Genomic DNA, 24,752 nt, shown 5'->3' with positions numbered 1-24,752 from the left:
TTCGTATTGGCGCATTAGTGCTCGCAACACATCGGCGTCCAACCACACGCTTGCTTCAGAGGCTCATCGCTCATCATGGCTCACTGGACCGCGTCCGCGCTGCTTGATGCCGGTACATTCTTTGGCGCTCCCGCCGCCGGGGAAACGCGTGGCACCGCAGTGTTGCAGATCTCCATGTCGGCACGGGACGTAACACATCCCACCTCAGATGCCGGATATACGCCTGCAAGCGAATCCTCGTGAGTCGAACTCGATCAGTCTCTACTTGCAGGGGGAGTCCATATACGCGAATGTAGCGAGGGAGGCAATAGTGGCTGGCGTGACGGTGCCCTTCCTGCTTGCATTGATGCTGGGGCCGGGCCGAGCTCTGGATCTCGTCGGTCTGGCAATGGTTACGGGTGGCATCTTTGCTGGCTCGCTTCTTTGGGTGGTCATCCGAAACGCTCGCCGTAATTGCTGAAGTGGGCTGCGCTCCTGGTGCGGCGGTGGTGGCACTACCGGTAGTCGGTTTGCCTGCATGCATGTCAGCCAGTGTTTGGCGAATTCGGTCGCCCATGTACGGCGCGTGTTCCGGTGGATCTCTCTAGATGCGGAAAGTGGTGGGCTGTATAGGGATCACGATGCGTTAACGATTGCCTCTATGCGGGAAGCGGCAGAATATTGCGCGAGGGTCGCCCAGCAACAGCCGGGCGGCCACTCATCGAACCCCTCCTCACATCCGAGTCCGCAACCCCAGCGTCACCAACCGACCAACCGGGTTCGACACGAACCCGTTGTACCCCCAGCCCGCCGCGTTGCCAAAGATGCCGCTCGTGTTGCCGTTATAGAACGGCGGCTCCTCATCCGTCAGATTGCGCACGTTCAGCGACACGATCCAGCCTTTGAGTCGACTGTCGTTGCCGAACATGTACTGAGCATTCACATCGAATGTGTTGTCGGCGTCCACATTGTCGCCGCCGCCGATCGGGACGCCGGCTTGAACGACGATGGGATCGATGCTGCTGGAGGACCAGTTCCTCGCGGGTTTAACTCAAGACCTGGCGTCAACCAGTCGCGATCTGATCAAGTAATGCCGGCGATCCGGAACAGCTTAGTGCCTGGACTAACGGCTGGAATGTGGCTGCTAGCGGTGGTGCGGGAGGCCTTGAACATGCGTCGTGGAAAGCTTTGGATCTGGTCCGTCGTCGCTCTGCTGGCTCTTGTGGTCGTAGGTGCGGCAGCGATCTGGTCCGTTGGGGGAAAATTCGCGAGCTGTAACACTTGGGAGACAAACGTCCCAAATAGCTACGGGCGAAACGTGGTGATGGTCAGCCGGGCGTGCGAAGGAATTGCTAGTTCGGATGTCGTGTCTATTGAGCTAGCGAACGCTCGAGGTGTCAGGCTGCCAGTGTTTGAGTACGGCACCGCGTATTCATTCGTGAATGACGCAGATGACGCAACGCCTGTGATTCGCTGGGCGGACAGAAACACGCTAACAATATCCATAAAGAAGATTTCGTACCTGAAGTATCGCGCCGAGAATGTCGACGGCGTTAGGATAGAGGCCAACATAGAAGAAGTAGAATTCAAGTAAAGTCGGCTCGGAGCGAATGCCGCGGGAGTAGAAAGTGACGGATCAGTTCGAGCGACCAGCTGTCGGCTGTTCACTGCCCACAGCCGAGAGTGCGAGGATCAACGGCTGATATTTGAGCTGGAGCGAGTCGGAGATGACGGACCGAGCGCCTGTCGTCCGAAAGTATGCCATCTCAGCTGTAAAGTGCTCAGCTACTGCGCCTAAGGCATGATCAGTACGTGTTGAGCGCGTTTTCAATGATCATTCGACTAGCCTGGGATCCGCTCCCGTGGTGCGGGTTCTTGCGTCGGCCGCGCGAGTCGTTGGAGGCGGGAACGGGCCGCCAGGAATTTGCAGTGGGGTCAAGACATGGTAGCAAGAACTTGCCTGCTGCTGTTTCTTTCGAGCATTTTGATGTCATGTCGGTCCGCTTCTGTCGCGGCGGAAGCCGGACATGAGTTCGGCCCTGTGCAGATCCTCCTTTATGCGGAGGTGAGGGAAGCCACCCATGGATGGTTGGGAGATTCACCTGACTCAGGGAACATCGAGTCCGTGACCTACAGCTATTCAGCCAACTTCAAAGAGCTGGAGAGAGCGCTTGTTGAGACCATAAGAGCGAATGCAGAGGGCCAGCACAAGGCGGTAAGAGCTATTGTGACCGGCCAGCGGATCAAGGCGCCGGGAGTTCCGGCCGTTCAGATCCGCTCGTCGAAGGAGATACAGATAGTCGATCTTCCCGCAGGCTTTTACAACGTTTGGAAGGCGACTGTACTCCCACCCTGGCTGAATTGAGCGGCAGCGGGGTAATCGCTTCAGGATAGGAGCGACCCTCTGGATATAATCAATCTATCGGGTCTTGCGTGTACCAACCAGGAAGGAGAAGGGTCTCACGTGCACCGCGCCGCCCGGCATTCGCCGGGCGGCTCCATCCTCTAATCCAATCCCTACATCCGAGTCCGCAACCCCAGCGTCACCAACCGCCCAACCGGGTTAGACACAAACCCGTTGTACCCCCATCCCGCCGCGTTCCCAAAGATGCCGCTCGTGTTCCCGTTATAGAACGGCGGCTCCTCATCCGTCAGATTGCGGACGTTCAGCGACACGATCCAGCCTTTGAGTCGACTCTCGTTGCCGAACATGTACTGAGCATTCACATCGAATGTGTTGTCGGCGTCCACATTGTCGCCGCCGCCGATCGGGACGCCGGCTTGAACGACGATGGGATCGATGCTGCTGGAGGACCAGTTCTTGTAGCCGCCTGTGTGGTTCCAGAACAGGTCGACCGAGAGGCCATTCATCATCGCCATGCCGAATTGCGCGCGATTTTTGAACTTGACCGACGGGAACGTCGTGTTGAAGCCCGACGTGTTGAGGATGTCGAACTCAGTGCCGCCGCCGAAGTTCTGGGTGTATTTCGTGAAGTACGACGCCGCGCTGCCCACGTTGAAATCGATGTCGCCAATCGAGAAGTCGTACATGAAGGTTGCGTCGATACCTTCCAGCTCCAGATTCAATGCATTGCGCGAGCTTTGATCGATCATGTAGTACACCGTTGGCGGAACGGCGCCGTTGATGGTGGCGCCGTTCGCGACATTGGCGAACTCCAGGATCTGCGCCTCGGTGCAGCCGCTCGGACAGATGGTCAGCAGGTTGTTGAGTCCGCGGCTGTTGACGATGGCCGTTGGGCTCGGGGAGCTGACGCCGCCGGTGAAGGTGTTGTGAAAGAACGTGATCGAGCTGGTGAAGCCAGACAGCCACTCGGGCGCAAAGTCGAAGCCCACCGACCAGCTGCGTCCCTTCTGCGGGACCATGTTGCTGAAGCCGCCACCCAATTGACGGCGCATGGCGAGGTTGCCTTGGCCGATCGTGCACACATCCGAGGAGGCCGTGCAGGGCTGGTTGGTGTTCTGTACCACAGCGCCAGGCACGTTGACGACGTCGGGATAGTTCGCCACGGGAACGTTGATGGTGCCAGTGGGGCCGACGCTGCCCGATGCATAGAGATAGCCTTGCGAGGGGTCGCCGATCACGGCCAACGGCGGAGCGACGAAAGCGCTCGCCCAGTTCGCACGTAGCCGAAAGCCCTCCGTGATATCCCAGTTGAATGCGTACTTGGGATTCTTGGTCTCGCCCACGTCGGAGTATTCATCGTACCGACCCGAGATGTTCAGATCGAACTGATGCACGAACGGGATGCCCATCTCGGAGGAGATCACCGGGACCAGCACTTCGGCGAACGCCGATTTGACGTTGCGATCATAGTTATATACGCGGAAGTTCGAGCCCGTGGTCGTCGGGCCAGTATTGTTGCTGCCCGAAATCTTCTGCGTCTGCTCGTGCCAGAAGTACTCCGCACCGACGGCCACCTTCACTTCACCGGCGGGCACGTTGAACACCGGACCTTGGAACGTAAGCCGCGTCTGGTTCGTGGTGTTGAAGTTGGTGTTCTCGGTGTTGGCGGAGTACAGCTGTCGCATCACCGCGGGCGAAGTGAGGTTTGAGCCCAGCGGATTCCAGACGTCGAGCGCGTTGCTCGTCGTGAGCGGCATATTGAGTGCGATGACGTTCTGACCGGCGATGTTGGATGCTGTTGGGTTGCCACTTGCCTGTGCCGTACCGTTCAACGCAAGCAGCGCGCAGGCGGTACAGAAGGTGTTGATGGCGTTGCCGGCCGAGCGGTTCCAGCCGATTCCGTCCTCGAGCGAGACCGACCAGTCATTGCCGAGCTCGTAGGAGACGTTGAGCGTGGCATACGCAACGTCCGCCTGAGTTTCAGCGATGCCGTAGTTGCCATCCTCGCGCAGCGCAAGCCAAAGTGATGCTCCTTCTCGGTTTCGCAATTTTCGGCGCGTCCCGCCGGTGCTCGGGAAAGAAAAGGATTTTGTTGCNGGCCACACCCTGGCCAGGGCCGAACGCCGTGGCGCTGGTCAGACCACCAGGCGCCTGTGCCGACTCGGAGCGCTGCCGGTTGAAGTTCACCATACCGACCACTGTCAGGCGATCGTTGAACTCGTTCACGACCTTCATCAAGCCATTCAAGCGGTATTGCTCGGGCACGAGCGTGGCGTAGACGGAGTTGTTGCACGGGGCGTTGTTCGGTGTGTTGGACACCGTCGAGGTCGCATCGGGAGAGAGGAACACGCCCGAGGGTGTGGCGCCGCTCGATACGCCGGTCACGAGCATGGAGGACGGATTGCATTGAAAGCTGTTGTTGTTCGAGCCGACCGGCCGATAGTCGCCGCGGCTGGTGAAGGGCCGGTCGCGGGCCAGAAGCTCGCTCGAGTTGCTGTACTGGCTGGCGAAGTACACGCCGCCGGTCTCCCAGGTGTGGCCCCAGATCATGTTCAGATCCAGGGTGTTGTAGCTGTCGGCGGAGCCGTAAGCCACGTTGCTTTCGAAACCGTCGAACGTGCGCCGGGTGATGAAGTTCACGACACCCGCGACGGCATCCGAGCCATAGACGGACGAGGCGCCATCGGCCAGCACTTCGACGCGCTGAATTGCTGAGATCGGAATGATGTTCGGATCGGATTGATTGAACTGCGTGCCGCCGCCGGGAATGCGCAGACCGTCGGCCACGACCAGCGTGGTGTTGGAGGAGGAGCCGGCCAGACTGTGAATCTGCGGAGAATAATAAGAGAACACGTTTTCGCCCTGAGCGAGCGAGCCCGAGGTCGAAATCGCGGGCACGGTGTTGACCAGGGTCGATAAGTTGATGGCGGCAGTCTTCTCGATCGTGTCCTGGCCAACGGCCACCATGTTGGAGCCGACCGGGACGGCGCCGCGAATGCTCGAACCGGTGACGAGCACGGTCTCCAGCTCGCTGGGACCGGCGCTCGAGGCGGGCGTCGCTGGGTTGGCGGTCTGTTCTTGGGCAAATGCCGGCCCGGTCGAGATCGATGCGGCCGCGAGCACCGTAAGGACCGAGACACGGAGTGAACGTGATGTTGGCATGGTCGAGTCCCCCTATGTGAGCGTTGTTGTGAGTCTTCGAATAAGTCGTCTGCAGAGGCGCGGACGAAAACGATGCTCAGTCGTTTTCCGGCGCCTGAAAGTTGTGCATTCCATCCGGACGCGGGTTGATGGCGAGGCGAGTAGCCATGCCGGTGCCGCCGAAGCTGGCGCGATGCCAGCGGCCTTGCGGCGCGTACACGACGTCGCCCGGCTCGGCGCTGAAGAAAGGAACCCCTTCGATCAGATAGTCGATCTTGCCTTCCAGAATCAGCCAGAACTCCCCATAGCCGATGTGAAAGTGACCGAGGTTGGTCGATGGCGGCGGCGGCGTGCCCGCGCCACGAATCATGTTGGCGAATGTTTTGTCGTCCTTGACGAAGGGGCCGCCGCGCCCATTGGCGTTGACGACGTCCTTGGTGAAGTCGATGTAAGGCTTGTTGACCTCGTCGTACGTGCCGCGGCCGGTGTAGGTCACCTTTAGATATTTCCTGCCATCGAGCGGTGCCGGCGTTGCATCGACGGGATAAAGCGGTATCGCTTGCGCGCCGGTGACCTCAAAGCGCAGCGAGGGCTCCGAGCCCTCGGTTTCGATGCTGTAGGAGGTGCGATAGGGCACTTGCACCATGAAGCCTTTGGTTGCGACGAAAGGCTCCTGGCCATCGATGCTCACGCGCATGCGACCGGACTGTACGAACCAGAAGACGCGGTCGTCGGCGAAGAACTGCCGCGGGGTCTTCTCGCCAGGGGCCATGCTGATGTACTTCGCGACGAAATCCCGATCGCTCACGATGGCTTCCTGCCAGCTGCGTTGACCGGCATGTTTCGCAAGTACGTCTGAGAGCTTCCAATGCGGCTTGTTCGGCGCGGTCCATGGGGTCGCCTGCACGGGCTTTGCTGACCAGGCAACGATGGGCTGCGGTCGCGATGCTTGTTGCGCGAGCGCGGCGCTCGCACACAGCAGCGATCCGGCCAGCACGCACGTCATGCGCCGGATCATCGACGAGTCGAACCTTCTCATGTCATGTCCCCCCAATTAGCTTCGTCAGATCAGCGTTGATACAGCGGCATCGTGCCAGCCGTGCGCAACGCGAGTTTGTAGATACTCGATGTGGCGGTGATGTACGCCACCTTTCCTTGCTCCGCGAACGCAAGATTCGCGGCCACTTCAGGCAGCACCAACTGCCCGAGCACTTTGCCGGCAGGCGTGATGATGCGGATGCCGCCGGGGCCGGTCGTCCAGACGTTGCCGGCGCTGTCGACTTTGAGTCCGTCCGGTCCACCGGGACGCCGCTCCTCAGTACCGTATTTAATGAGCACGCGAGGCTTGCCGACGGTGCCATTCGTGCCGACGTCGTACGCATTCACGAATCGCTCGGGCCCGAAGTTCGCGACGTACAGCGTCTTGCCGTCCGGTGAAAAGGCCAGACCGTTCGGCAGGGTGAGATCTTTGATGACCGGCTCGAGTTTGCCGTCGGCGTAGCGATACACCGCGTTGAACGGCAACTGCTTGGCGGGATCTTTATCCATGCCGGCCAGACCGAAAGGCGGATCGGTGAACCACAGTGAGCCGTCCGGGGCGAACACCAGATCGTTCGGGCTGTTCAATTGCTTGCCTTGATAGCGATCCAGCAGCGTCGTGGGCTTGCGATGCGCATCGAGTCGAACGATCTTGCGTCCGCCTTGCTGGACCAGCAGCACCGAGCCGTCCTTATCGGTGGCCATGGCGTTCGAGCCCAGATACGAATCAGGCGGAAAGGGGTTGAGACCGCCGGCGTGCTCGATGAGCAGCTCGACCTTGCCACTGCGGTCGACCGCAAACACTTTGTCGGCGCGCAGGTCCGAAAACCACAGTCGGCCCTCTCGCCACATCGGGCCTTCGGTGAACTTGAATCCGGTTGCGACGCGTTCGATCGTTGTCCCCGGTGCGATGAGGGCATCCAGGGCCGGGTCCATTCGCTCGATGCGAGTGGATGGGGTGTCCGGGGTTGCGGCGTTTGCCGTGGCAATGCAGGCGGCACCGATCAGCCACGCCCATCGCGTGCATCGAGTTGCGCTCAATAGATTTCTCATACAGTCCTCGCGGCGTCGGCGACGTTCAAACAGCGTCGGTGAGCAGCACCAGATAGCCTTTGTCGGCGACGGTGTTCTCGATCATGGGCCAATATTTGGCGTGGTCCGCCGAGGCAATCCATTTCTGTCGCAGCTCCTCGCTTTCGTAAGTGAGCTGAAACCGATAATTGATGGTCTTTGCGGGCGCGGGGCCGCCTTGAATCACCTGGCGCAGCTTGAGCATCTTCAGATCGATATAGCCGCGATGCTTCTGGGCGATGGGTTTGAAATGGTTGTGATACGCATCGAGCATTTCCTGCTCGCGAGCGGGATCCACGGCAAGGTCGCAGTAAAGCACGATTGGTTTCGCGGTGCCGCTTGCGGCCTGCGCCAAGGAACTCGCGCCCGCGGCGGTGCCCGCGGTGAAATAGACGAGTGATTTCAGCCAATGACGTCTGTTCATGAAGGCTCCTCGATTCAATGCTTCGATGCTGAGTTCTGAGTGGCGGCGGAACTGGTCGCGGTGGTGGAGAAGTTCTGCGACAGATACTCCTCGATGATCTGCATCTCCTCCGGCGTCACCTCCGCGCCGCGGGCCGCCATCAGGTCCATCACTTCCGCCCACTGTCGCGGCGTTTTGCGCTTGGTGGTGATCATGTAGATGTCGTGGCAGCTGATGCAGCTACGCTGAATGAGCTCGAGCCCTTCGCCTGCAGGGGGCTCGTCTGTCGTCGGTTGCGCCCACAGCGGCACGCTCGCGAACAGCGATGCGAGAATGGTCAGTCGGGCGCGGCTGGTCGAACGAAACATGGGCGGCCTTGGCTTAAGGAAGTGCGAACGTGGTGACTGTGTCGCTATCGACCGCATCGCCTGCGAACCCACCGGTGTTCACGGCGGCAACGAACTGCTTGCCGCTCTTGCCTCGATAGGTCATCGGGGTGCCATAGATCGATGCGGGCAGCTTGTAGCTCCACAATTCAGCGCCGGTGCGCGTGTCGAACGCACGAATGCGCTTGTCGTCCGTGCCGCCGATGAAGGTCAAGCCACTGGCGGTGAGGGTGGGGCCGCCCGCGCTGATGCGCCCGGTGTTTTTCAGGGGCTCGGGCAGGTTGTCGCTGACGCCCAAGGTGGAACGCCACGCGATGTTTCCAGTGTTGACATCCACCGCGACCAGACTGCCCCAGGGCGGCTGTTGACATGGCAGCCGCGTCTCGGGGTTCCAGAAATACACATAGCCGTCTTTCAGTCCCCAGGAACCATCAGGTCGCTTCGCCAGCTGCTGGTGACTGGCCAGCTCGTTGATGTTGACGATGAAATAGCCGAGCCGTGCATCGAATGCGCCGCCGCCCCAATCGATGCCGCCCAGGCTGCCGGGAAAGCTCGCAACGGCGGAGTCGCCGCGCAAGGGCTGAAAAGCTCGGCTCTCGACGATGTTCTTTTCGCGGATCAGTTGCTCGCAGAAGGCTCGATGTTCCGGTGTGACGTCGGCCAGATCGGACATCTTGAATTCCAGACGAGAGAGCGGCGGCGGCGTGACGGGCATCGGCTGCGTGGGCCAGGGCGCTTCATCCGGAATGTCCGTGTCCGTCGGCACGGGAACTTCCTTGACCTCGTAGATGGGCTGTCCTGTCACTCGGTCGAGCAGAAACAGCAGCGCGGTCTTGTTCATGACGGCGATCGCAGGAACGGTCTTGCCATTCCTCTTGACCTCCACGAGCGTGGCGGAGGGCAGATCGAGATCCCAGATGTCGTGATGCACGGTCTGGAAGTGCCAGAGGTACTTGCCGGTGGCGGCTTCGACGGCAACGATGGAGTTGCTGAAGAGATTGGCGCCTTTGCGGTCGCCGCCCCAGCGGTCAAAGGCGGGCGCGCCGATGGGCAGGTACACGATCCCACGCTCGGCATCGGCCACCAACGAGGTCCACACGTTCACACCAGAGCGGCGCTTCCAGCTGTCGCCCTCCCAGGTGTCGTGGCCGAATTCACCGGGGCGGGGCACCGTGTGAAATGTCCACACAAGTTGACCCGTACGCGCATCCCAGGCGCGCACGTCGCCCGCCGCGCCCAGCGACGGCGTTTCCTGCACGCGTGAGCCAGTGATGACGAGATTCTTATAAGTAAGTGGCGGTGAGCTCATGCCCAACGAGGCGCGCGGCGAGCCATTCATGACTTCGGGCGTCTTCATGTCGAGCAGGCCGCCTTGACCGAAGCTTGCGATGGGCTGGCCGGTGGCGGCGGACAGTTTGATGAGCTTGCCGCTGCGCGTGCCGAAGAAAATCGCAGGCTCCGAGTCTTCCATGCCCGGCCAGTACTCGACGCCGCGCGTGGACGGCTGATCGTGATTGGGCAGCTCGTAGACCCACAGCTCGCTGCCGTTGTCCGGATCCAGCGCGACGACTCGTCCGTACGGCGTCGATATGAACATTCGCCCGTCCACGACCAGCGGGGTCGCCTCGGAGGGAATGAAGCGGCTGCGACGCATCGGTATCTCGTCGCTGGAATCGCTGGACGGCGGCAGGGGTGTCGAGCTCGCCGGTCGCATGTGATACGTCCAGGCAAGCTGCAGCTTCGAGACGTTCGCCGGTGTGATCTGGTCGAGCGGTGAAAAGCGCGAGCCGCCGGCGTCACGATGATAGGTCGGCCAATCGACCGAGACGGGCGCGTTGGTGCACGCAGTCATCAGGGCGCCCAGGACGGCGGTGACGATCATTCGCTTCATTGTTGTTTCCGAGGGGGACGAGGCTGATGGAGGAGGGCGGTCTTTGCCCCCATGTCGCGCGCGACGCCAACGACCATCAGCTCCAGTGGAGCGGTGCTCTCGTTACTGAAGGACTTGGATTGGTCGAGGTCGATGGCGATGGCGTCGCCGCTGCGAATGGTTGCGCGCTCGGCGCCCACGGTGACCGTGCCCGTGCCGGCGACGACGTAGTACATCTCGCTCATATCCGCCAGGCGTGTGGGCCCGACGCTCGTGCCCGGGGGCAACAGCAGGTGATCGACGTACGACCAGGTGGTGAAGAACACGCTCGGTTCGAGCGCGCGACGATACTGGACGCGGCCTTTGCCGCCGTTCATGGCATCGATGGGCTTCAGCAACTCACGATCGAGCCGCATGGAAATGAACTGAGGCACTGGATCAATCGGCACGCCCACGCGCGCGTCGCCCAGATCGAATGCATCGTAGATTTTCGACGTGCCGACGTTGATGTTCAGCCACTGCACGGGGCGGTCGGTCGGGTTGTAGATCGCATGCGATTGGCCCAGTCGGTTGGGCGCACCGGCGGGACCTTTGAGTAGAGAGGTGCGGCCGTTGATCGTGAATTCGGCCTCGCCATCGAGGATGACGAACATTTCCTCGCAGTAGTTGTGAAAGTGCTGACCGATGCCACTGCGTGGCTGGATCACACCGCGATGAAGAAAGATGAGGTTGGTTGAGAGGGCATCAGTGCCGAGCAACGCACCGAAACTCATTGAACCGGCGCCGCCGTGCACGCCCGTCAGTGCACGGAAGGTGGTTGGATCGGTGTGTGCGATCCGTTGCTCCAGCGGCGTGGCGGCCGATGGCGGCGGAGCATCGGCCGCAAACGTCGCGGCGGACACGAGCAACAATGCAATGGAGGCCCGACTGGTCACGCGCTCTTCCCCCTGGCCACGAATCTGCGTCCGCGGCGTTGTTGTCCCATACCATATCCGATAGCATATACGATATGATAGCCCCGGCAAGAAAAGTCCGACCCCTGGCCCGGTCCCTCGGCGTTCCGGTGCGCTACTTATTAGTGTTCGTGCTGTTTCTTCTCAGCACGGTCGCATTCCTGGACCGGACCAACATTTCCATTGCGGGCGTGGCGCTTGCGCAGGAGTACCAGCTGACCCAGATCCAACTGGGCTGGGTCTTCAGCGCATTTCTAATTGGCTACGCAGGATTTCAGATTCCCGCTGGCTGGCTGGCGGTGCGCCTGGGGCCAAGAAACATCCTGACGCTCGGGGTTTTGTGGTGGGGCGTATTCACCGCGCTCACGGCGATTGTTTCGCCTGTGGCAAGTCACGCATTGGTTGCGCTCATCCTGGTGCGATTCGGGTTGGGGGTGGGCGAATCGGTCATTTATCCCGCTGCCAACCAGTTCGTGGCCCGCTGGGTCCCCGTGCACGAGCGCGGCAAGGCCAATGGTTGGATATTTGCGGGCGTTGGCGCGGGTGCCGGCCTCACACCGCCACTGTTGACCGCGATCATCGAGTCTCACGGCTGGCGCGCGTCGTTCTGGTTCTGCGCAGTCATCGGCTGTATCGCAGGACTCATTTGGTACATCGCCGCCCGAGACCGTCCCGATGAGCACCCGCGCATCTCCGAGGCAGAGCTTGCACAGATTCACGCAGGCATCGATGCTGCCACTCCCGCGGAAAAACTTCCGATTCCGTGGCGGCGCATTTTTGCCAACCGTGAGGTGTGGGCACTCACGATCAGCTACTTCACGTTCGGCTACGTGGTGTGGATTTTTTTCAGCTGGTTCTTTATCTATCTGGCCGAGGTTCGCGGATTGAATCTCAAGACCAGCGCGCTTTACACCATGCTGCCGTTCATCGCCATGACGGTGTGTTGTCTGCTCGGTGGTGTGATCAACGATGCTGTGGTCAAGCGCCACGGGTTGCGATGGGGGCGCTGCGGGCTGCCGGCGGTGGGATTGCTGTTGACTGCTATCTTCCTGGTGTTCGGGTCCATTGCCGACAGTGCCGGCGTCGCGACCGTGATCCTGGCTGGCGGCGCCGGCGCGATCTATCTTTCGCAGAGCGCGTACTGGTCGGTGACTGCAGACTTCGCCGGTCCGCATGCAGGCGTGGTGTCTGGTGTGATGAATATGGGATGTCAGGTGGGCGGGGCCATCACGGCGTCGCTGACGCCCTGGATTGCCGCCGAGTTCGGATGGAAATCCGCCTTCTTCGTGGCCGCGGCGCTTGCGGTCATCGGCGCCTTCGCCTGGTTGCTGGTCGATCCGACGCGGCATCTGGAAAAGGCGCAGCTGCCGAGCTGATCGGCGTCATGACGAGCATTGCTTCGTAGATGAGGGGATCCGTGGATATATCGACTCAGAACGAGAACGCGAGTTTGCCGCTGGCGGGTATTCGCGTGCTGGATATCACGCAAGTGATGGCGGGGCCCTTCTGTTGCATGTTGCTGGGTGACATGGGCGCCGATGTCATCAAGATCGAGCCGCCGAAGCTTGGCGACTCCACGCGGCACTCGATGGGCTTTCGTCTCAAGGGCGAGGACAGTCCGGGCTTTCTCGCGTTAAATCGCAACAAGCGCAGTATCGCGCTCGATCTGAAGAATCCCGCCGATCGTGACGTGCTGTACGCGCTGGTGAAAACCGCGGACGTGTTGGTGGAGAACGCGCGCCCCGGCGTCGCCGCTCGCCTGGGCATGGACTATGAGGCGTTGTCCAAACTGAATCCGCGCCTGGTCTATGCCAGCATTTCCGGTTTTGGTCAGACGGGGCCTTGGGCACAACGTCCTGGATTCGATCTGATTGCGCAGGCGATGTCCGGTGCGCTGAGCGCCACGGGACTGCCCGGACACGAGCCGGTCAAGAACGGCATTCCGGTTGCGGACCTGGGTGCTGGTTTGTTCGCGACCTACGGCATTCTGAGCGCGCTGCTGGGCCGGGAGACATCCGGTCGTGGCCAGTTCATCGACGCTTCGCTGCTGGAAGCTGCGCTGGGATTGTCGGTGTGGGAGACGACCGAGCTGTGGGGCACTGGCAAATCGCCGCAGCCGATCGGCAGCGCCAATCGCATGTCCGCTCCTTATCAAGCCGTGCGGGCCTCCGATGGATACTTCGTGATCGGCGCGGCGAATCAGAAGTTGTGGCTCACGTTTCTCGAGGTGGTACAGCGGCCGGAGTTGAACGCGGATCCACGCTTTGTCACCAATGCGCTGCGCGTGACCAATCGCATCGAGTTGATCGAGGCGTTGCAGCCGACGCTGGCACAGCGCACGGTTCACGAATGGGTCGAGGCCTTGTTGGCGGCCGGGGTGCCGGCGGGTCCGATTTACAATTACGAGCAGGCCCTCGCGACCGACCACGTGGCCGCGCGCGAGATGGTCATGGATATTCCGCATCCGGTGGAAGGCTCGTTCCGCGCGCTGGGATTCCCGGTGAAAATGCGGGGCACGCCGCAGCGGGTGCGCCATGCGCCACCCTTGCTCGATCAGCATGGCGATGAGATTCGTCGCGAGCTGATTGAGCAGGGCTTGCTGCAATCGGCCGGACAATGAGGGGGCGCCATGAGTGAAGGTAAGCTGGTTTACGAGAAGCGCGAGGCGATCGCGCAGATTTCTTTCGATAACCCTTCAGCGCACAACGCGCTGACGCACCAGATGTGGTGCGACCTGCGCGATGTGTGTCGAGAGATTGCGCAAGATTCCAGCGTGCGCGTCGTGACATTTCGCGGCGTGGGCGGCAAGGCGTTCATTTCCGGAACGGACATCAGCGGCTTTGTCGGATTCACCTCGGGTCGTGACGGCATCGCTTACGAGCGTCACATCGATGAGTGCATGGCCGCGGTCGATGCGCTGCCGGTCACCACCATTGCGATCATCGAGGGCTGGGCGGTGGGTGGCGGACTCAATATTTTTAGCGCCGCCGACATTCGGATTGCGACGCCCGATGCGCGCTTTGCATCGCCGCTGGGTCGCACCATTGGCAATTGTCTTTCCATGAGCAGCTGCGCCCGAATCGCCGGTGCGATCGGCGTCACCATGGCAAAGCGAATGCTATTGCTCGGAGAAGTTGTCTCCGCGCAGGAAATGATGAGCAAGGGCGTGCTCTACAACCTCGTCGAAGCGGGCGGGCTGGACGCTGCGGTAGAGACGCTCTGCCTGCGCGCGGTGTCGAATGCGCCACTGACGACGCGCGCCAGTAAAGAGATGATTCGCCGCCTGAGCTCTGCGAATCTGCCGAACATCGACGATCTGATCGAGCAGGTCTATGGCAGCGAGGACTTCAAGCGAGGCGTGCAGAACTTCGTCGCGAAGAACAAGGGCGTGCCGCAATGGAGCGGCAAATAGCGTTTGCGTGTCGGCGGCTACGCGGGATCAAGCGCAGCCGCCGATATCGCTCACCACTCGACGGCGATGTATTTGGCTTCCGTGAATTCGCGAATGCCGTGATGTGATCCTTCGCGCCCGAGGCCGCTTTGTTTCACACCGCCGAAGGGTGCCGCGGCATCGGACACCAATCCGCGATTCAGTGCGATCATGCCACTTTCCAGGCGCTCGGCGACGCGCAATCCGGTTTTGAGATCGCTCGTGTAGATGTAGGCCACCAGTCCGTACTCGGTATCGTTGGCCAGCGCGACGGCCTCATCGATCGAATCGAACGGGACGAGCACGGCGACCGGACCGAAGATCTCCTGCTTGAGGATCTCCGACCCTGCGGGCACGTCCTTCAACACGGTCGGCGGATAAAAGAAGCCCGGTCGAGACGGTGCCACGCCGCCCAACAGCACGCGTGCGCCTCGTTTTACAGCGTCCGCGACGAGCGATTCGATCTTCGCCACGGCAGCCTGGTTGATGAGTGCGCCACAGCCGGTATTTGGGGAGATGCCATCGCCGAGTTTCACGGCCTCCATCTTGGCGACCAGTTGCCGGGTGAATTCCTCGTAGGCGCCACGCTGAACATAGAAGCGATTGGCCGCCGTACAGGCTTCACCGCCGTTGCGCATTTTCGCGATCATCGCGCCCGCGACTGCATCGCCAATGTTTGCATCGTCGAGCACCAGGAACGGCGCGTTGCCGCCCAACTCCATCGAGCAGTTGATGATGGTGTCGGCGGCTTCATGCAACAGCAGACGGCCCACTTCGGTGCTTCCGGTGAAGGAGAGCTTGCGAATCCTGCCCTCGTGCAGCATGGCCTTCACGACCGCCGCCGGGTCGCCCGTGGTGATCACGTTGACGACGCCCGGAGGAATGCCGGCCTCCAACATGATCTGCGCGACTGCGTACGCAGTGAGTGGTGTTTCTTCTGCGGGCTTGAGGATGCAAGTGCAGCCGGCGGCGAGGGCGGGCGCGATCTTGCGGGTGGCCATGGCCGCCGGGAAATTCCAGGGCGTGATCAGCAGTGAGATGCCGATGGGCTGATACATCACCACGATCCGGTTGGCGCCGCTCGGTGAGGTGCTGATTTCACCTTCCAAACGCACCGCTTCTTCGGCGTACCAACGGAAGAACTCCGCCGCGTACAGTACTTCGCCCTTGGCGTCCGACAGCGCCTTGCCGTTTTCGAGCGAGATCAATTGCGCTAGCCACTCGCTGTTGGCCACCATCCGCTCGAAGCACGCGCGCAGCAGCTCAGCCCGCTTTCGAGGGGGCGTCGCGGCCCAGCCGGCTGCGGCTTGCGAGGCGGCTTCGATCGACTCGATGCCATCCTTGATCGTCGCATTCGCAACGGAGCCAAGAACCTCTCCAGTGGACGGGTTGATCACATCGATGCGCTGGCCTTCGCCACCTTCGCGCCAGCGATCGCCGATCAATAGATCCGTGGGAATCGCGCGTCCGGGCTCGGTCGATGACGCAGGTAGCAGATAGTTGTTCGTGGACTTCATGACATCAGCTGGAGATCAGGCGTGGCGGAGGGCGGCTCGATCGCCGGAATAGGCAGCGGCAGTGATGGCCTGCATCGCGCGCAAATCCAACGGTCGCGGATTGTTCTTGACCAGACGCTGAATCGCGATGGCGCTTTCGGCGGTCCATTGCTGCTTGTCAGCGGCGAGCCCGAGATCTTTCAACGTGCGCGGAATGCCCACGGACGCGAGCAATTGCGCCACCTCGTCGATGAGAATTCGCGATAGATCATCATCGGTGCTCCAGGCATTGCCGAGCCCGAGCATTCGGGCGATTTTCGCGAAGCTGTCAATGCAGGCAGGTCGATTGAACTCCATCACGTAGGGCAATAACGAAGCGACGCCATCGCCATGGGCGGTATGCGTGGCATTGCCGACGGGATACTGAATCGCATGCGCCGCGGCGGTTCCCGCTGTTCCAAAGGCACAGCCGGCGGCAAGTGCGCCCATCATGAGGTTCTCGCGCGCCTGCAAGTCGTTGCCGTTGACGTAGGCAGGGTAGAGGCTCTTCCAGATCGAAGCGATCGCCAGCAGCGCGAAATGATCCGAGAGCGCGTTTTTACCGACGAACACGTGCTGCAAGGTCAGGTCGGCACTGGGCACTCGCGCCAACGCGGTGAAAGACTCGATGGCGTGGGTGAGCGCGTCGCCGCCGGAGCACGCCGTCAATGCCGGAGGACAGCTCAACGTGAGCTCCGGATCGCACACCGCGACTTGCGGAATGAGATACGGGCTTGCGATGCCAATCTTTGTTCCCTTGGCGGTATCCGACACCACCGCCACCGGCGTCACCTCAGAGCCCGTGCCAGACGTCGTAGGCACAGCAATCAACGGAATGACCGGCCCGGGCACTTTGTACTCGCCGTAGTACGCGGACGGCTCACCTCCATGCGTGAGCAGCACGGCGAGCGCCTTGGCCATGTCCATGCAACTGCCGCCGCCGATGCCGATGATGACCTCCGGGGCGAAGCTCGTGGTCTTGCCCAAACAGTCCATGATGGACTCGGTCGGTAAGTCCGCCCGCGTCTGATCGTAGATGAGCGCCTTCATGCCGCGCCCCTGGAGGTCGGCGACCAATGTCTTGATCTCGCTGTCCGCGCCCAGCCTCGGGTCGGTGCAGATCAAGACGCGTTGACCGAATTGCTGGGCCACCGCGGCAAGGGCACGACGTTGGCCGGAACCGAACAGCACGGAGCGAGGCAGCCGCATGGCGCCAAACAGGCTCATAAAGGTCCTCTCTACAACCAGGCGGCAACGCGCCGTCCCTGAAAGTCATCCTATATCATATATGATAGAATTGCTACGCACGCTGGATGACAATTGCTATCTAAACCGGCGGTCAATGACGCACAGAGTTCCCAAGCCTTATGAGTAGCGAATCCAAGAATCCCCGAGTGGTGCCGGTCGCACCTTCACCAGACAACCCGCGCCAGATCAAACGGGCGTCGGGCTTCGTAGAGGATGCGTACAACCGGATCCGTGAAGACATCACGTCGCTGAAGATTCCCCCGAACACACGCATCTCGGTGGACAGCCTGGCGCGCGAGTTTGGGATCTCACAGACACCGATCCGCGAAGCACTCAGCATGCTCGAAGCAAACGGGCTGGTGACCAAGCAGCGCTTCATCGGTTATTGCACGGCCCCGACGTTGAATCGCAAGCAGTTCGAAGAGCTGTTCGAGATTCGCTTGCTGATCGAGCCCTATGCAGCACGCTGCGCGGCCGAGCGCATGAGCGATAAGGCGCTCATCGATCTGTGTGGGTTGGCGCTCGAGATGAATCCGGATCAAGCGGCGCGCTCACGCGCGCTTTACGATCAGTTCGCCGATCAGGACGCGGAGTTTCACGAACAGATCGCGCGCGGCAGCGATAACAATCTGATCGTGGAGTCGCTCAGCCGATTGCACATTCACTTGCATATCTTCCGGCTGCGGTTTCATCGCGAAGTGACCAATGAAGCAGTGGCCGAGCACACGCTGGTGACCAAAGCCTTGCAGCAGCGTGATCCCGATCAGGCCGAGGCCGCCATGCGCGCGCACCTCGAAAAGTCGTATCAACGGCTCGTGAAGTTCACGCGAGACTGATCCCTCCCGTCGCCTCTTTCCGGCCCGCGCCATTCCCCCTGGCGCCGCTGCGCCGAATTTGATACCGATAACATTTGACTTTTGATATCGCGCACCGCAATGATGGCGATAGGATATAGGATATAGGCGAGCCCAACGCGCCGTGATGAGCGTGAATCGGGTACCTGAAGGGGGAAGAGTGCAGCTAGCAGTCCGTATCGTCGCCACGTGCATCGGGTTGGCGGCGCTGTCGGTGGCGCAGGCAGCCACGACAGTGCTCACCAATTTCACTCTGATCGATGGCACCGGTCGGGCACCCGTGCCGGACTCTTCGTTGATTGTCGAGAACGGACACATTTCGTGGGTGGGCCCACACTCGAGCTTGAAAGCCCCGAGTGGCGCGACCGTGATGAATCTCAGCGGTAAGTTTGTGATTCCCGGGCTCATCGACAATCACGTCCACCTCGGCCTGGTGCACGACCTCACGCAGGACATCAAGTTCTACTCTCGTGAGTTGGTTGAGCAACAGCTGCGCACCTATGCCGCCTACGGCATCACTGCGGTGCAAGTCCTCGGCACCGATACCGATGTGATCTTCGGCATCCGCGCGGATCAGCGTAAAGCGCAGTCTGATTTTGCTCGCGTCTACACGTCGGGGCAGGGACTGGTATTCAAAACCTCCTACGGCGGCGTTGCTGGACTGAATAAGCCGGTCGCGAACGTGACTGAAGCGCGCCGAGCGGTGGATGAGCAAGTTGCGAAGGGCGTCGACTTCATCAAGTTGTGGGTCGATGACGAGTTTGGCGACTTGCCGTCGCGCATGCCGCCCGACATCAGCAAAGCCATCATCGATCAGGCCCACAAGCATGGCCTGCACGCCATCGCTCATATCTTTTATCTGGAGAATGCCAAGACCCTGGCGTCGCAAGGCGTCGATGGGTTCGCGCACAGCGTGCGCGATGCGCCCGTCGATCAGGCGCTGCTGGATGACATGAAGCGGCACGACATCGTGCAACTGGCCGCCACGTTGAGTCGTGAGGCGTCGTTCACCTATACGAAGTTGCCGTTCCTCGACGACCCTTTCTTCAATCGCGCGATTACGCCGGGCGCGCTGGCAACGCTCAAGAGTCAGGAGCGGCAGCAGAAGCTCGCGGCGGGCAAACACTTTGCTCAATACCCGGGCGTACTGGATATGGCCCTGGCAAACACGCGTCGCGAGATCGAAGCCGGTGTGCGCTATGGCGTGGGTAGCGACAGTGGACCCTCGGGCCGATTCTCCGGGCATTTCCTGCATTGGGAGCTGGAGCTGATGGTGCAGGCGGGCGTGACGCCGCTGCAGGCGCTGACCGCGGCTACCGGCACCAACGCGAAACTGATCGGTGCAAAAGATTTAGGAACGATCGAGGCGGGCAAGACCGCTGATCTGGTCGTGCTCGATGCCAATCCAGCGGCGGACATCCGCAACACCCGAACGATCCACGCGGTCTACGTGGCAGGCAAGTCCGTGCCGACCATTTGGTCTGTCTGCACTGGCCGCGCCGCAAGCGAATGCAAGGGCGGATCCAAAGGTGGCGCCCATGGCGAACGGTGACGCAGCCATCGTGAAGCCGGCGGCGGCGATGGATAACGCCGCAGTCGTTGCGCCTACGCGCGTGCGCCACACCGTGCTGTGGCTCACCGTCGCCGCTTACATGATTACCTATATCGATCGAGTGGTGATCTCGGCGGCGGTCCCTTCGATCCAAGAGGAGTTCGGCTTCTCCATCGTCACGATGGGCTGGATTCTCGGCGCCTATCAATTGTCCTATGCGCTGTTTCAGATTCCGGGCGGCTGGCTCGGCGACCGCTTCGGTCCGCGGCGTGCGCTGCCGGCCATCGTCACCTGGTGGTCGGCATTTACCGCGGCGACGGCGCTTACCTGGTCGGCGACTTCGATGATCGTGTGCCGCTTTCTATTCGGCATGGGTGAGGCGGGGGCATTTCCGATCGCCACGCGATCATTGTCGCGTTGGATGCTGCCGTCCGAGCGAGGCTTCGCACAAGGCATCACGCACGCAGGCTCGCGTCTCGGCGGGGCGCTCACACCAATCGTCGTCGTGTTCCTCATCGCTCACTACGGCTGGCGCGCGCCTTTCTATATCTTCGCGGTGCTTGGCTTGCTGTGGGCGGCGATCTGGTATTGGTTTTATCGCGACTCCCCGAACGAACATCGCATGGTCAACGCCGCAGAGCGCGAGTTGATCGCCAACGCGCTGGGCAACACGGCCAATCGATCCAAGATCGTGCCGTGGCGACGGATCCTGCGCAGCCCGCAGATGTGGCTGCTGTCGGCGATGTATTTCTGTTACGGCTATGACATCGGCATCTTTCTCACCTGGTTCCCGAAGTATTTGCATGCCGAGCGAGGGTTCGAGCTGCAGCAGATGGGCATCTACGCCAGTCTGCCGCTGCTGGCCGGCGTCGCAGGCGATATCGCGGGCGGCTGGTTCTCCGATCTTGCGCTGAAGCGCACCGGCAATCTCAAGTACGCGCGGCGCGTCGTTGCCATTCCGGGATTTTTGATTGCCGCCGTGACGATTCCGCTCGCCTGTCTCGCCAACGATCCACTCGTGAGCGTCGGCTACTTTGCGCTTGCGGTGTTCGGCATCGAACTCACTGTCGGTGTTTCGTGGGCAGTGACGCTGGACATCGGTGGCGTGTATGCAGGGTCGGTGTCGGCGGTGATGAACACCTTCGGCAATCTGGGTGCCGCCATCGCCGCGGCGATGACCGGCTACATCGTGACTGCGAGCGGTTGGACGAGCGCGTTCTTCGTGCTCGCAGGTTATTCATTGTTGGCTGCCATTTTGTTCACGCGCATCGATGCTTCGAAGCGCGTCTATGAGGACGCTACCGTGTCTTAGCGCTGGTGGCGTCGATTTGGGGGAAAGATGAGCGAAGAAAACAACGCCGAGCCCAAGAGGGTGAATCGGCGTGCATGGTTGAAACTCCTCGGCGCCGGTGCCGCAACAGGCGCCTTGCCGCTCGCTGGCGCGGCCGCCGAGGATTCCATGGGGGCCGGGCACCATCACGCGCCCAAGCCTGCGAGCCCCGCCGATGAGCCGGTACCCGTCTACGAATTCTTGAATGGCGATGAAGCGGCGTTCGTAGAAGCGGCGGTCGATACTTTCATTCCGGCCGATGACGTGGGTCCCGGCGCCCTGGAGTTGGGTGTGGCCGTCTTCATCGATCGGCAACTGAATTCGGGCTACGGCCGTGGTGACCGCTTGTACCTGCAGGGGCCGTTCATCGAAGGAACGCCGGAGCAGGGGTATCAGCTGCGCATGACGCCGAGCGAGCTGGTTCGCAACGGCATTCTCGATCTCAATGCCTACCTGCGCGACAAGTACAAACGCACCTTCGATGCGCTCTCCGAAGCGGACCGCGTGACCGTGCTGACCCAGTTGGAGAAGCGCGAGATCGCATTGCCCACGGTGCCGACCGCGATCTTCTTCAATCTCATGTACGACCTCACGATGCAAGGTTACTTCGCCGACCCGCTGTATGGCGGCAACAAGGGCAAGGCGGCGTGGCGAATGATCGGCTTTCCCGGAATCGGCAACATGTATGCGGACAAGATCGAGGCGTACCGCAACAAGAAATACATGAGCGAACCTTTGAGCATTCAGGACCTGTTGTGACGATGGCCACCAAACTGAAACCTGTCGATATCGCGATCGTCGGTCTGGGCTGGGCCGGCGGCATCCTCGCCAAGGAGCTGGCGTCCACCGGTCTGAAAATAGTCGCCTTCGAGCGCGGCGGTCCCCGCGCGACCAATCCCGACTTCATGGCACCGCAGGTTCACGATGAGCTGCGCTACTCGCGTCGCCATGAGCTGATCCAGAATCTGCGCAAGGAAACATTGACGTTTCGCAACGATCCGACGCAACGAGCCCTGCCGATGCGGCAACTCGGCTCCTTCCTGCCTGGCGAGGGCGTCGGTGGCGCCGGCACGCATTGGTCCGGCTTGCATTGGCGGTGGACGGAATGGGAGCACAAGATGTACTCCGGCACCGTCGCGAAGTACGGCAAGGGCATCGTTCCGTCCGACATGAATCTGCAGGACTGGCCGATCGGCTATCAGGACCTCGAGCCGTACTACGACACGTTTGAAAAGGTGTGCGGCACCTCGGGCAAGGCAGGCAACCTGCAGGGCAGGAAGATCGACGGCGGCAACATTTTCGAGGCGCCAAGGGCGAACGAGTTTCCGAATCCGCCGATGACTCAATCGCACAACATGGTCTTGTTCGAGAAGGCAGCGCGTAATCTGGGGTATCACCCGTTTCCGGTGCCGGCCTCCAACGCATCGCGTGCGTACGTGAACCCCGATGGTGTCGCGCTGGGTCAGTGTCACTACTGCGGCTTTTGTACCGCGTTCGGTTGCGAGGCGAACGCGAAGGCGAGCCCTCACTTCACCGTCATTCCGCTCGCTTACAAGAACCCGAACTTCGAAGCGCGGACCAACGCCTATGTGATGAAGGTGAACCTCGATTCGCGGCGCAAGCGCGCCGTGAGTGTCACCTATCTGGATGCGGGTGGACGCGAGTTCGAGCAACCGGCGGATCTGGTGATCCTGGCGGCGTATGTCTTCGGCAATGTGCATCTGATGTTGCATTCAAAGATTGGCAAGCCGTTTGACTTCCAGCGCAACACCGGAGTGGTGGGGCGTAGCTATGCGTATCAATCCATGGGGGGCGTCGGCGCGCTGTTTCCCAAGGACACGTTCTTCAATCCGTTCATGGGCTCGGGCGCGCTGGGCACCTGGATCGACGACTTCAACAGCGACAATCCGGATTTCGCCAAGCTGGGATTCATCGGCGGCGGTGGCATCAGTAGTGGCAGCAACAGCGGCGCACCGATTGGGCGGCGTCCCACGCCGCCTGGCTCGCCGCGCTGGGGCAAGGGTTGGAAGAAGGCGATCGTCGAGACGTATCACCGCATGACCGGCGTGGGCAATCAAGGCTCGGTGATGTCCTATCGTCAGAACTATCTGGATCTCGACCCGACCTATACCGACTCGTTTGGCCGCCCGATGCTGCGACTCACGTTCGATTGGCAGGAGAACGAGTTCCGACAAATGGAGTTCGCGCGGGGGATCTGCGCAAACATTGCCAAGGAGATGGGTGCGGAGCAGGTGTTGAGCCGGCGTGATCGCGGACGCTACTCCATCGTGCCGTACCAGACGACACACAACACCGGAGGCACGGTGTTCGGCGATGACCCGCGGACCAGCGCCTTGAACAAATACCTGCAGAGCTGGGATGTTTCCAACGTGTTCGTGGTGGGCTCGAGCGTCTTTCCACAGAATGCTGGGCGCAATCCCACGGGGCCGGTCGGTGCGTTGGCGTACAGGCTCGCCGACACGCTCAAGGATCAGTACTTGAAACGGCCGGAGCGGCTAGTGAATGTTTGAGGGCATCAAGGTGAAGAGATTCGCGATCGCCAGCAGCGTTTGTGCGCTGGTATGGGGCTCATCGGTGTGGGCTGAGGGTGATGCGGCGGCGGGTGCGACTGTGTTTGCGCAATGTGCGGCTTGTCATGCAGTCGGCGCGGGGGCACAGAATAGCGTGGGGCCGGTGTTGAACGGAGTCATCGGCCGGCCCGCCGGGACGTATCCGAGCTACCGCTACTCTTCGGCGATGAGAAAGTCCGGCCTCACCTGGGATGAGGGGACGCTCAAGACGTATCTGAAAGGGCCGGAGAAGCTTCTGCCTGGCACGAAGATGGTATTTCCCGGCCTGGCGAGCGATGGGGATCTCGCCAACGTGATTGCGTATCTCAAGCAGCAGCCGGCGGAGTGAACCGCTCGGCCGTGTTTGGCGTGATCCAGCGCATGAAATATTGGGACGAGCATTGACGCGGCGCTTGGCGTGGTGCTAATTACACGGAGCAGACCAATCGCCGCCATCTGAAGCGGCACATGTCGCACGGGGGAATCATCCAATGCCAGAGTCCAAGAATGGTCTTTTGAGCGCTTCGATATTGGTAGCGCTAGCAAGCAGTGGAGCGGCAATTGCTCAAGGGAGCGGCGCCGCACCCACAGAAACAAGCAGTCTTGAGGAAGTGGTTGTTACCGGTATCAGGGAATCGCTCCAGCGAAACCTGGATATGAAACGCGAGGCGACCGGCGTCGTCGACGTGATTTCCTCGGAAGATATCGGCAAGTTTCCCGACTCGAACGTCGCCGCATCGCTGCAGCGAATCCCGGGTGTGTCGATTCAACGCGCCGGCACGCGCGGCGAGCCGACCGGCATCACGGTGCGCGGCTTCGGTGGCGACTTCAACGAAACGCTGTTCGATGGCCGCCGCATTTCCACGGCCGCCGGCGGTCGTTCGGTGGATTTCAGCACGGTGGGTGCGGACTTCGTCGGTGCGTTGGCCGTGATGAAGACGCCGGATATCACGTTGTCCGCCAACTCCATCGGCGCCACCGTCAACGTGATGTTTCCCAAGCCGTTCGATCAACCCGGACTGCGGCT

The 24,752-nt window shown here is 61.1% G+C and carries 22 protein-coding genes; 11 read left to right on the top strand and 11 right to left on the bottom strand.

The features are described from left to right. Positions 1–712: 712 nt before the first annotated feature. A complete protein-coding gene (locus D0550_RS16650) occupies positions 713–946 on the bottom strand; it encodes a TonB-dependent receptor (protein WP_116810318.1) in 234 nt (77 codons plus the stop codon). Between the two features lie 1,074 nt (positions 947–2,020). On the opposite strand from D0550_RS16650, the gene D0550_RS16640 reads away from it, so the two are divergent. Continuing rightward, positions 2,021–2,344: a hypothetical protein gene (locus D0550_RS16640; RefSeq protein ID WP_153067204.1), complete on the top strand. Its 324-nt coding sequence runs from the start codon at positions 2,021–2,023 to the stop codon at positions 2,342–2,344. A gap of 152 nt (positions 2,345–2,496) precedes the next feature. On the opposite strand, the gene D0550_RS35530 is transcribed toward D0550_RS16640, so the two are convergent. The 8 genes from D0550_RS35530 to D0550_RS16605 all read right to left on the bottom strand — a co-directional run bounded on the left by D0550_RS35530 (position 2,497) and on the right by D0550_RS16605 (position 11,188). Beyond that, complete coding sequence (locus tag D0550_RS35530) at positions 2,497–4,392, bottom strand: TonB-dependent receptor domain-containing protein (protein ID WP_206606349.1); 1,896 nt, start codon at positions 4,390–4,392, stop codon at positions 2,497–2,499. After that, positions 4,325–5,311 (bottom strand): TonB-dependent receptor, encoded by a 987-nt coding sequence (locus D0550_RS35525; protein ID WP_422664262.1) that lies wholly within the window; start codon positions 5,309–5,311, stop codon positions 4,325–4,327. Before D0550_RS35525 ends, D0550_RS35530 begins: the two co-directional genes overlap by 68 nt. Positions 5,312–5,582: 271 nt before the next feature. Further along, positions 5,583–6,524: a cupin domain-containing protein gene (locus tag D0550_RS16630; protein ID WP_116810315.1), complete on the bottom strand. Its 942-nt coding sequence runs from the start codon at positions 6,522–6,524 to the stop codon at positions 5,583–5,585. A gap of 29 nt (positions 6,525–6,553) precedes the next feature. Continuing rightward, a complete protein-coding gene (locus D0550_RS16625) occupies positions 6,554–7,564 on the bottom strand; it encodes an SMP-30/gluconolactonase/LRE family protein (protein WP_206606347.1) in 1,011 nt (336 codons plus the stop codon). Between the two features lie 37 nt (positions 7,565–7,601). Next, on the bottom strand, positions 7,602–8,018 hold the full coding sequence (locus D0550_RS16620; RefSeq protein WP_116810313.1) for a hypothetical protein: 417 nt from the start codon (positions 8,016–8,018) through the stop codon (positions 7,602–7,604). Positions 8,019–8,032: 14 nt separating this feature from the next. After that, positions 8,033–8,365 carry a hypothetical protein gene (locus tag D0550_RS16615; RefSeq protein ID WP_116810312.1) on the bottom strand — a complete coding sequence of 111 codons (333 nt, stop codon included), beginning with the start codon at positions 8,363–8,365 and terminating at the stop codon, positions 8,033–8,035. Positions 8,366–8,378: 13 nt separating this feature from the next. Continuing rightward, positions 8,379–10,274: a pyrroloquinoline quinone-dependent dehydrogenase gene (locus tag D0550_RS16610; RefSeq protein ID WP_116810311.1), complete on the bottom strand. Its 1,896-nt coding sequence runs from the start codon at positions 10,272–10,274 to the stop codon at positions 8,379–8,381. After that, the gene (locus D0550_RS16605; protein ID WP_206606346.1) at positions 10,271–11,188 is read right to left on the bottom strand and encodes a cupin domain-containing protein; all 918 of its coding nucleotides are present in this window, start codon (positions 11,186–11,188) and stop codon (positions 10,271–10,273) included. The genes D0550_RS16610 and D0550_RS16605 overlap by 4 nt, the downstream gene beginning before the upstream one ends. A gap of 74 nt (positions 11,189–11,262) precedes the next feature. Between D0550_RS16605 and D0550_RS16600 the strand changes: the two genes are divergently transcribed. Genes D0550_RS16600 through D0550_RS16590 form a run of 3 tightly spaced genes read left to right on the top strand, consistent with a single transcriptional unit; the run spans position 11,263 to position 14,618 of the window. Further along, the gene (locus tag D0550_RS16600; protein ID WP_116810310.1) at positions 11,263–12,582 is read left to right on the top strand and encodes an MFS transporter; all 1,320 of its coding nucleotides are present in this window, start codon (positions 11,263–11,265) and stop codon (positions 12,580–12,582) included. Positions 12,583–12,623: 41 nt separating this feature from the next. Continuing rightward, positions 12,624–13,826, top strand: a complete 1,203-nt coding sequence (locus D0550_RS16595) for a CaiB/BaiF CoA transferase family protein (RefSeq protein ID WP_206606344.1) — start codon at positions 12,624–12,626, stop codon at positions 13,824–13,826. A 9-nt stretch (positions 13,827–13,835) separates the two neighbouring features. After that, positions 13,836–14,618 (top strand): enoyl-CoA hydratase, encoded by a 783-nt coding sequence (locus tag D0550_RS16590; RefSeq protein WP_116810308.1) that lies wholly within the window; start codon positions 13,836–13,838, stop codon positions 14,616–14,618. Between the two features lie 50 nt (positions 14,619–14,668). Here D0550_RS16590 and D0550_RS16585 read toward each other — a convergent pair whose 3' ends face one another. Together D0550_RS16585 and D0550_RS16580 are read right to left on the bottom strand one after the other, a co-directional pair. Next, positions 14,669–16,153 (bottom strand): NAD-dependent succinate-semialdehyde dehydrogenase, encoded by a 1,485-nt coding sequence (locus D0550_RS16585; RefSeq protein ID WP_116810307.1) that lies wholly within the window; start codon positions 16,151–16,153, stop codon positions 14,669–14,671. Between the two features lie 15 nt (positions 16,154–16,168). After that, on the bottom strand, positions 16,169–17,398 hold the full coding sequence (locus tag D0550_RS16580; protein WP_116810306.1) for an iron-containing alcohol dehydrogenase: 1,230 nt from the start codon (positions 17,396–17,398) through the stop codon (positions 16,169–16,171). A gap of 140 nt (positions 17,399–17,538) precedes the next feature. Here D0550_RS16580 and D0550_RS16575 point away from each other — a divergent pair, with 140 nt between their 5' ends. From D0550_RS16575 to D0550_RS16545, 7 genes are all read left to right on the top strand, one after another. Beyond that, positions 17,539–18,255 carry a GntR family transcriptional regulator gene (locus tag D0550_RS16575; protein ID WP_116810305.1) on the top strand — a complete coding sequence of 239 codons (717 nt, stop codon included), beginning with the start codon at positions 17,539–17,541 and terminating at the stop codon, positions 18,253–18,255. Between the two features lie 178 nt (positions 18,256–18,433). Beyond that, positions 18,434–19,825, top strand: coding sequence for an amidohydrolase family protein (locus tag D0550_RS16570; protein WP_206606343.1), 1,392 nt, complete (start codon positions 18,434–18,436; stop codon positions 19,823–19,825). Continuing rightward, entirely contained in the window at positions 19,812–21,137 is a 1,326-nt protein-coding gene (locus tag D0550_RS16565; RefSeq protein WP_206606342.1) for an MFS transporter, read from the top strand. Before D0550_RS16570 ends, D0550_RS16565 begins: the two co-directional genes overlap by 14 nt. A 27-nt stretch (positions 21,138–21,164) precedes the next feature. Beyond that, the gene (locus tag D0550_RS16560; protein WP_116810303.1) at positions 21,165–21,914 is read left to right on the top strand and encodes a gluconate 2-dehydrogenase subunit 3 family protein; all 750 of its coding nucleotides are present in this window, start codon (positions 21,165–21,167) and stop codon (positions 21,912–21,914) included. A gap of 2 nt (positions 21,915–21,916) precedes the next feature. After that, on the top strand, positions 21,917–23,686 hold the full coding sequence (locus tag D0550_RS16555) for a GMC family oxidoreductase (RefSeq protein WP_116810302.1): 1,770 nt from the start codon (positions 21,917–21,919) through the stop codon (positions 23,684–23,686). Next, positions 23,679–24,074, top strand: coding sequence for a c-type cytochrome (locus tag D0550_RS16550; RefSeq protein ID WP_161965869.1), 396 nt, complete (start codon positions 23,679–23,681; stop codon positions 24,072–24,074). Before D0550_RS16555 ends, D0550_RS16550 begins: the two co-directional genes overlap by 8 nt. Before the next feature lie 142 nt (positions 24,075–24,216). Continuing rightward, on the top strand, positions 24,217–24,752 hold a 536-nt coding region (locus D0550_RS16545), incomplete at its 3' end, for a TonB-dependent receptor plug domain-containing protein (protein ID WP_153067203.1).

It is taken from the genome of Steroidobacter cummioxidans (assembly GCF_003104955.1).
This window is presented reverse-complemented; position numbering and strand designations above follow the sequence as displayed.

Excerpts from the sequence above, each read along its gene's own strand:
- D0550_RS16630 (WP_116810315.1), bottom strand. The coding sequence starts at position 6,524 with ATGAGAAGGTTCGACTCGTCGATGATCCGGCGCATGACGTGCGTGCTG.
- D0550_RS16620 (WP_116810313.1), bottom strand. The coding sequence starts at position 8,018 with ATGAACAGACGTCATTGGCTGAAATCACTCGTCTATTTCACCGCGGGC.
- D0550_RS16615 (WP_116810312.1), bottom strand. The coding sequence starts at position 8,365 with ATGTTTCGTTCGACCAGCCGCGCCCGACTGACCATTCTCGCATCGCTG.
- D0550_RS16610 (WP_116810311.1), bottom strand. The coding sequence starts at position 10,274 with ATGAAGCGAATGATCGTCACCGCCGTCCTGGGCGCCCTGATGACTGCG.
- D0550_RS16600 (WP_116810310.1), top strand. The coding sequence starts at position 11,263 with ATGATAGCCCCGGCAAGAAAAGTCCGACCCCTGGCCCGGTCCCTCGGC.
- D0550_RS16590 (WP_116810308.1), top strand. The coding sequence starts at position 13,836 with ATGAGTGAAGGTAAGCTGGTTTACGAGAAGCGCGAGGCGATCGCGCAG.
- D0550_RS16585 (WP_116810307.1), bottom strand. The coding sequence starts at position 16,153 with ATGAAGTCCACGAACAACTATCTGCTACCTGCGTCATCGACCGAGCCC.
- D0550_RS16580 (WP_116810306.1), bottom strand. The coding sequence starts at position 17,398 with ATGAGCCTGTTTGGCGCCATGCGGCTGCCTCGCTCCGTGCTGTTCGGT.
- D0550_RS16575 (WP_116810305.1), top strand. The coding sequence starts at position 17,539 with ATGAGTAGCGAATCCAAGAATCCCCGAGTGGTGCCGGTCGCACCTTCA.
- D0550_RS16565 (WP_206606342.1), top strand. The coding sequence starts at position 19,812 with ATGGCGAACGGTGACGCAGCCATCGTGAAGCCGGCGGCGGCGATGGAT.
- D0550_RS16560 (WP_116810303.1), top strand. The coding sequence starts at position 21,165 with ATGAGCGAAGAAAACAACGCCGAGCCCAAGAGGGTGAATCGGCGTGCA.
- D0550_RS16555 (WP_116810302.1), top strand. The coding sequence starts at position 21,917 with ATGGCCACCAAACTGAAACCTGTCGATATCGCGATCGTCGGTCTGGGC.
- D0550_RS16550 (WP_161965869.1), top strand. The coding sequence starts at position 23,679 with ATGTTTGAGGGCATCAAGGTGAAGAGATTCGCGATCGCCAGCAGCGTT.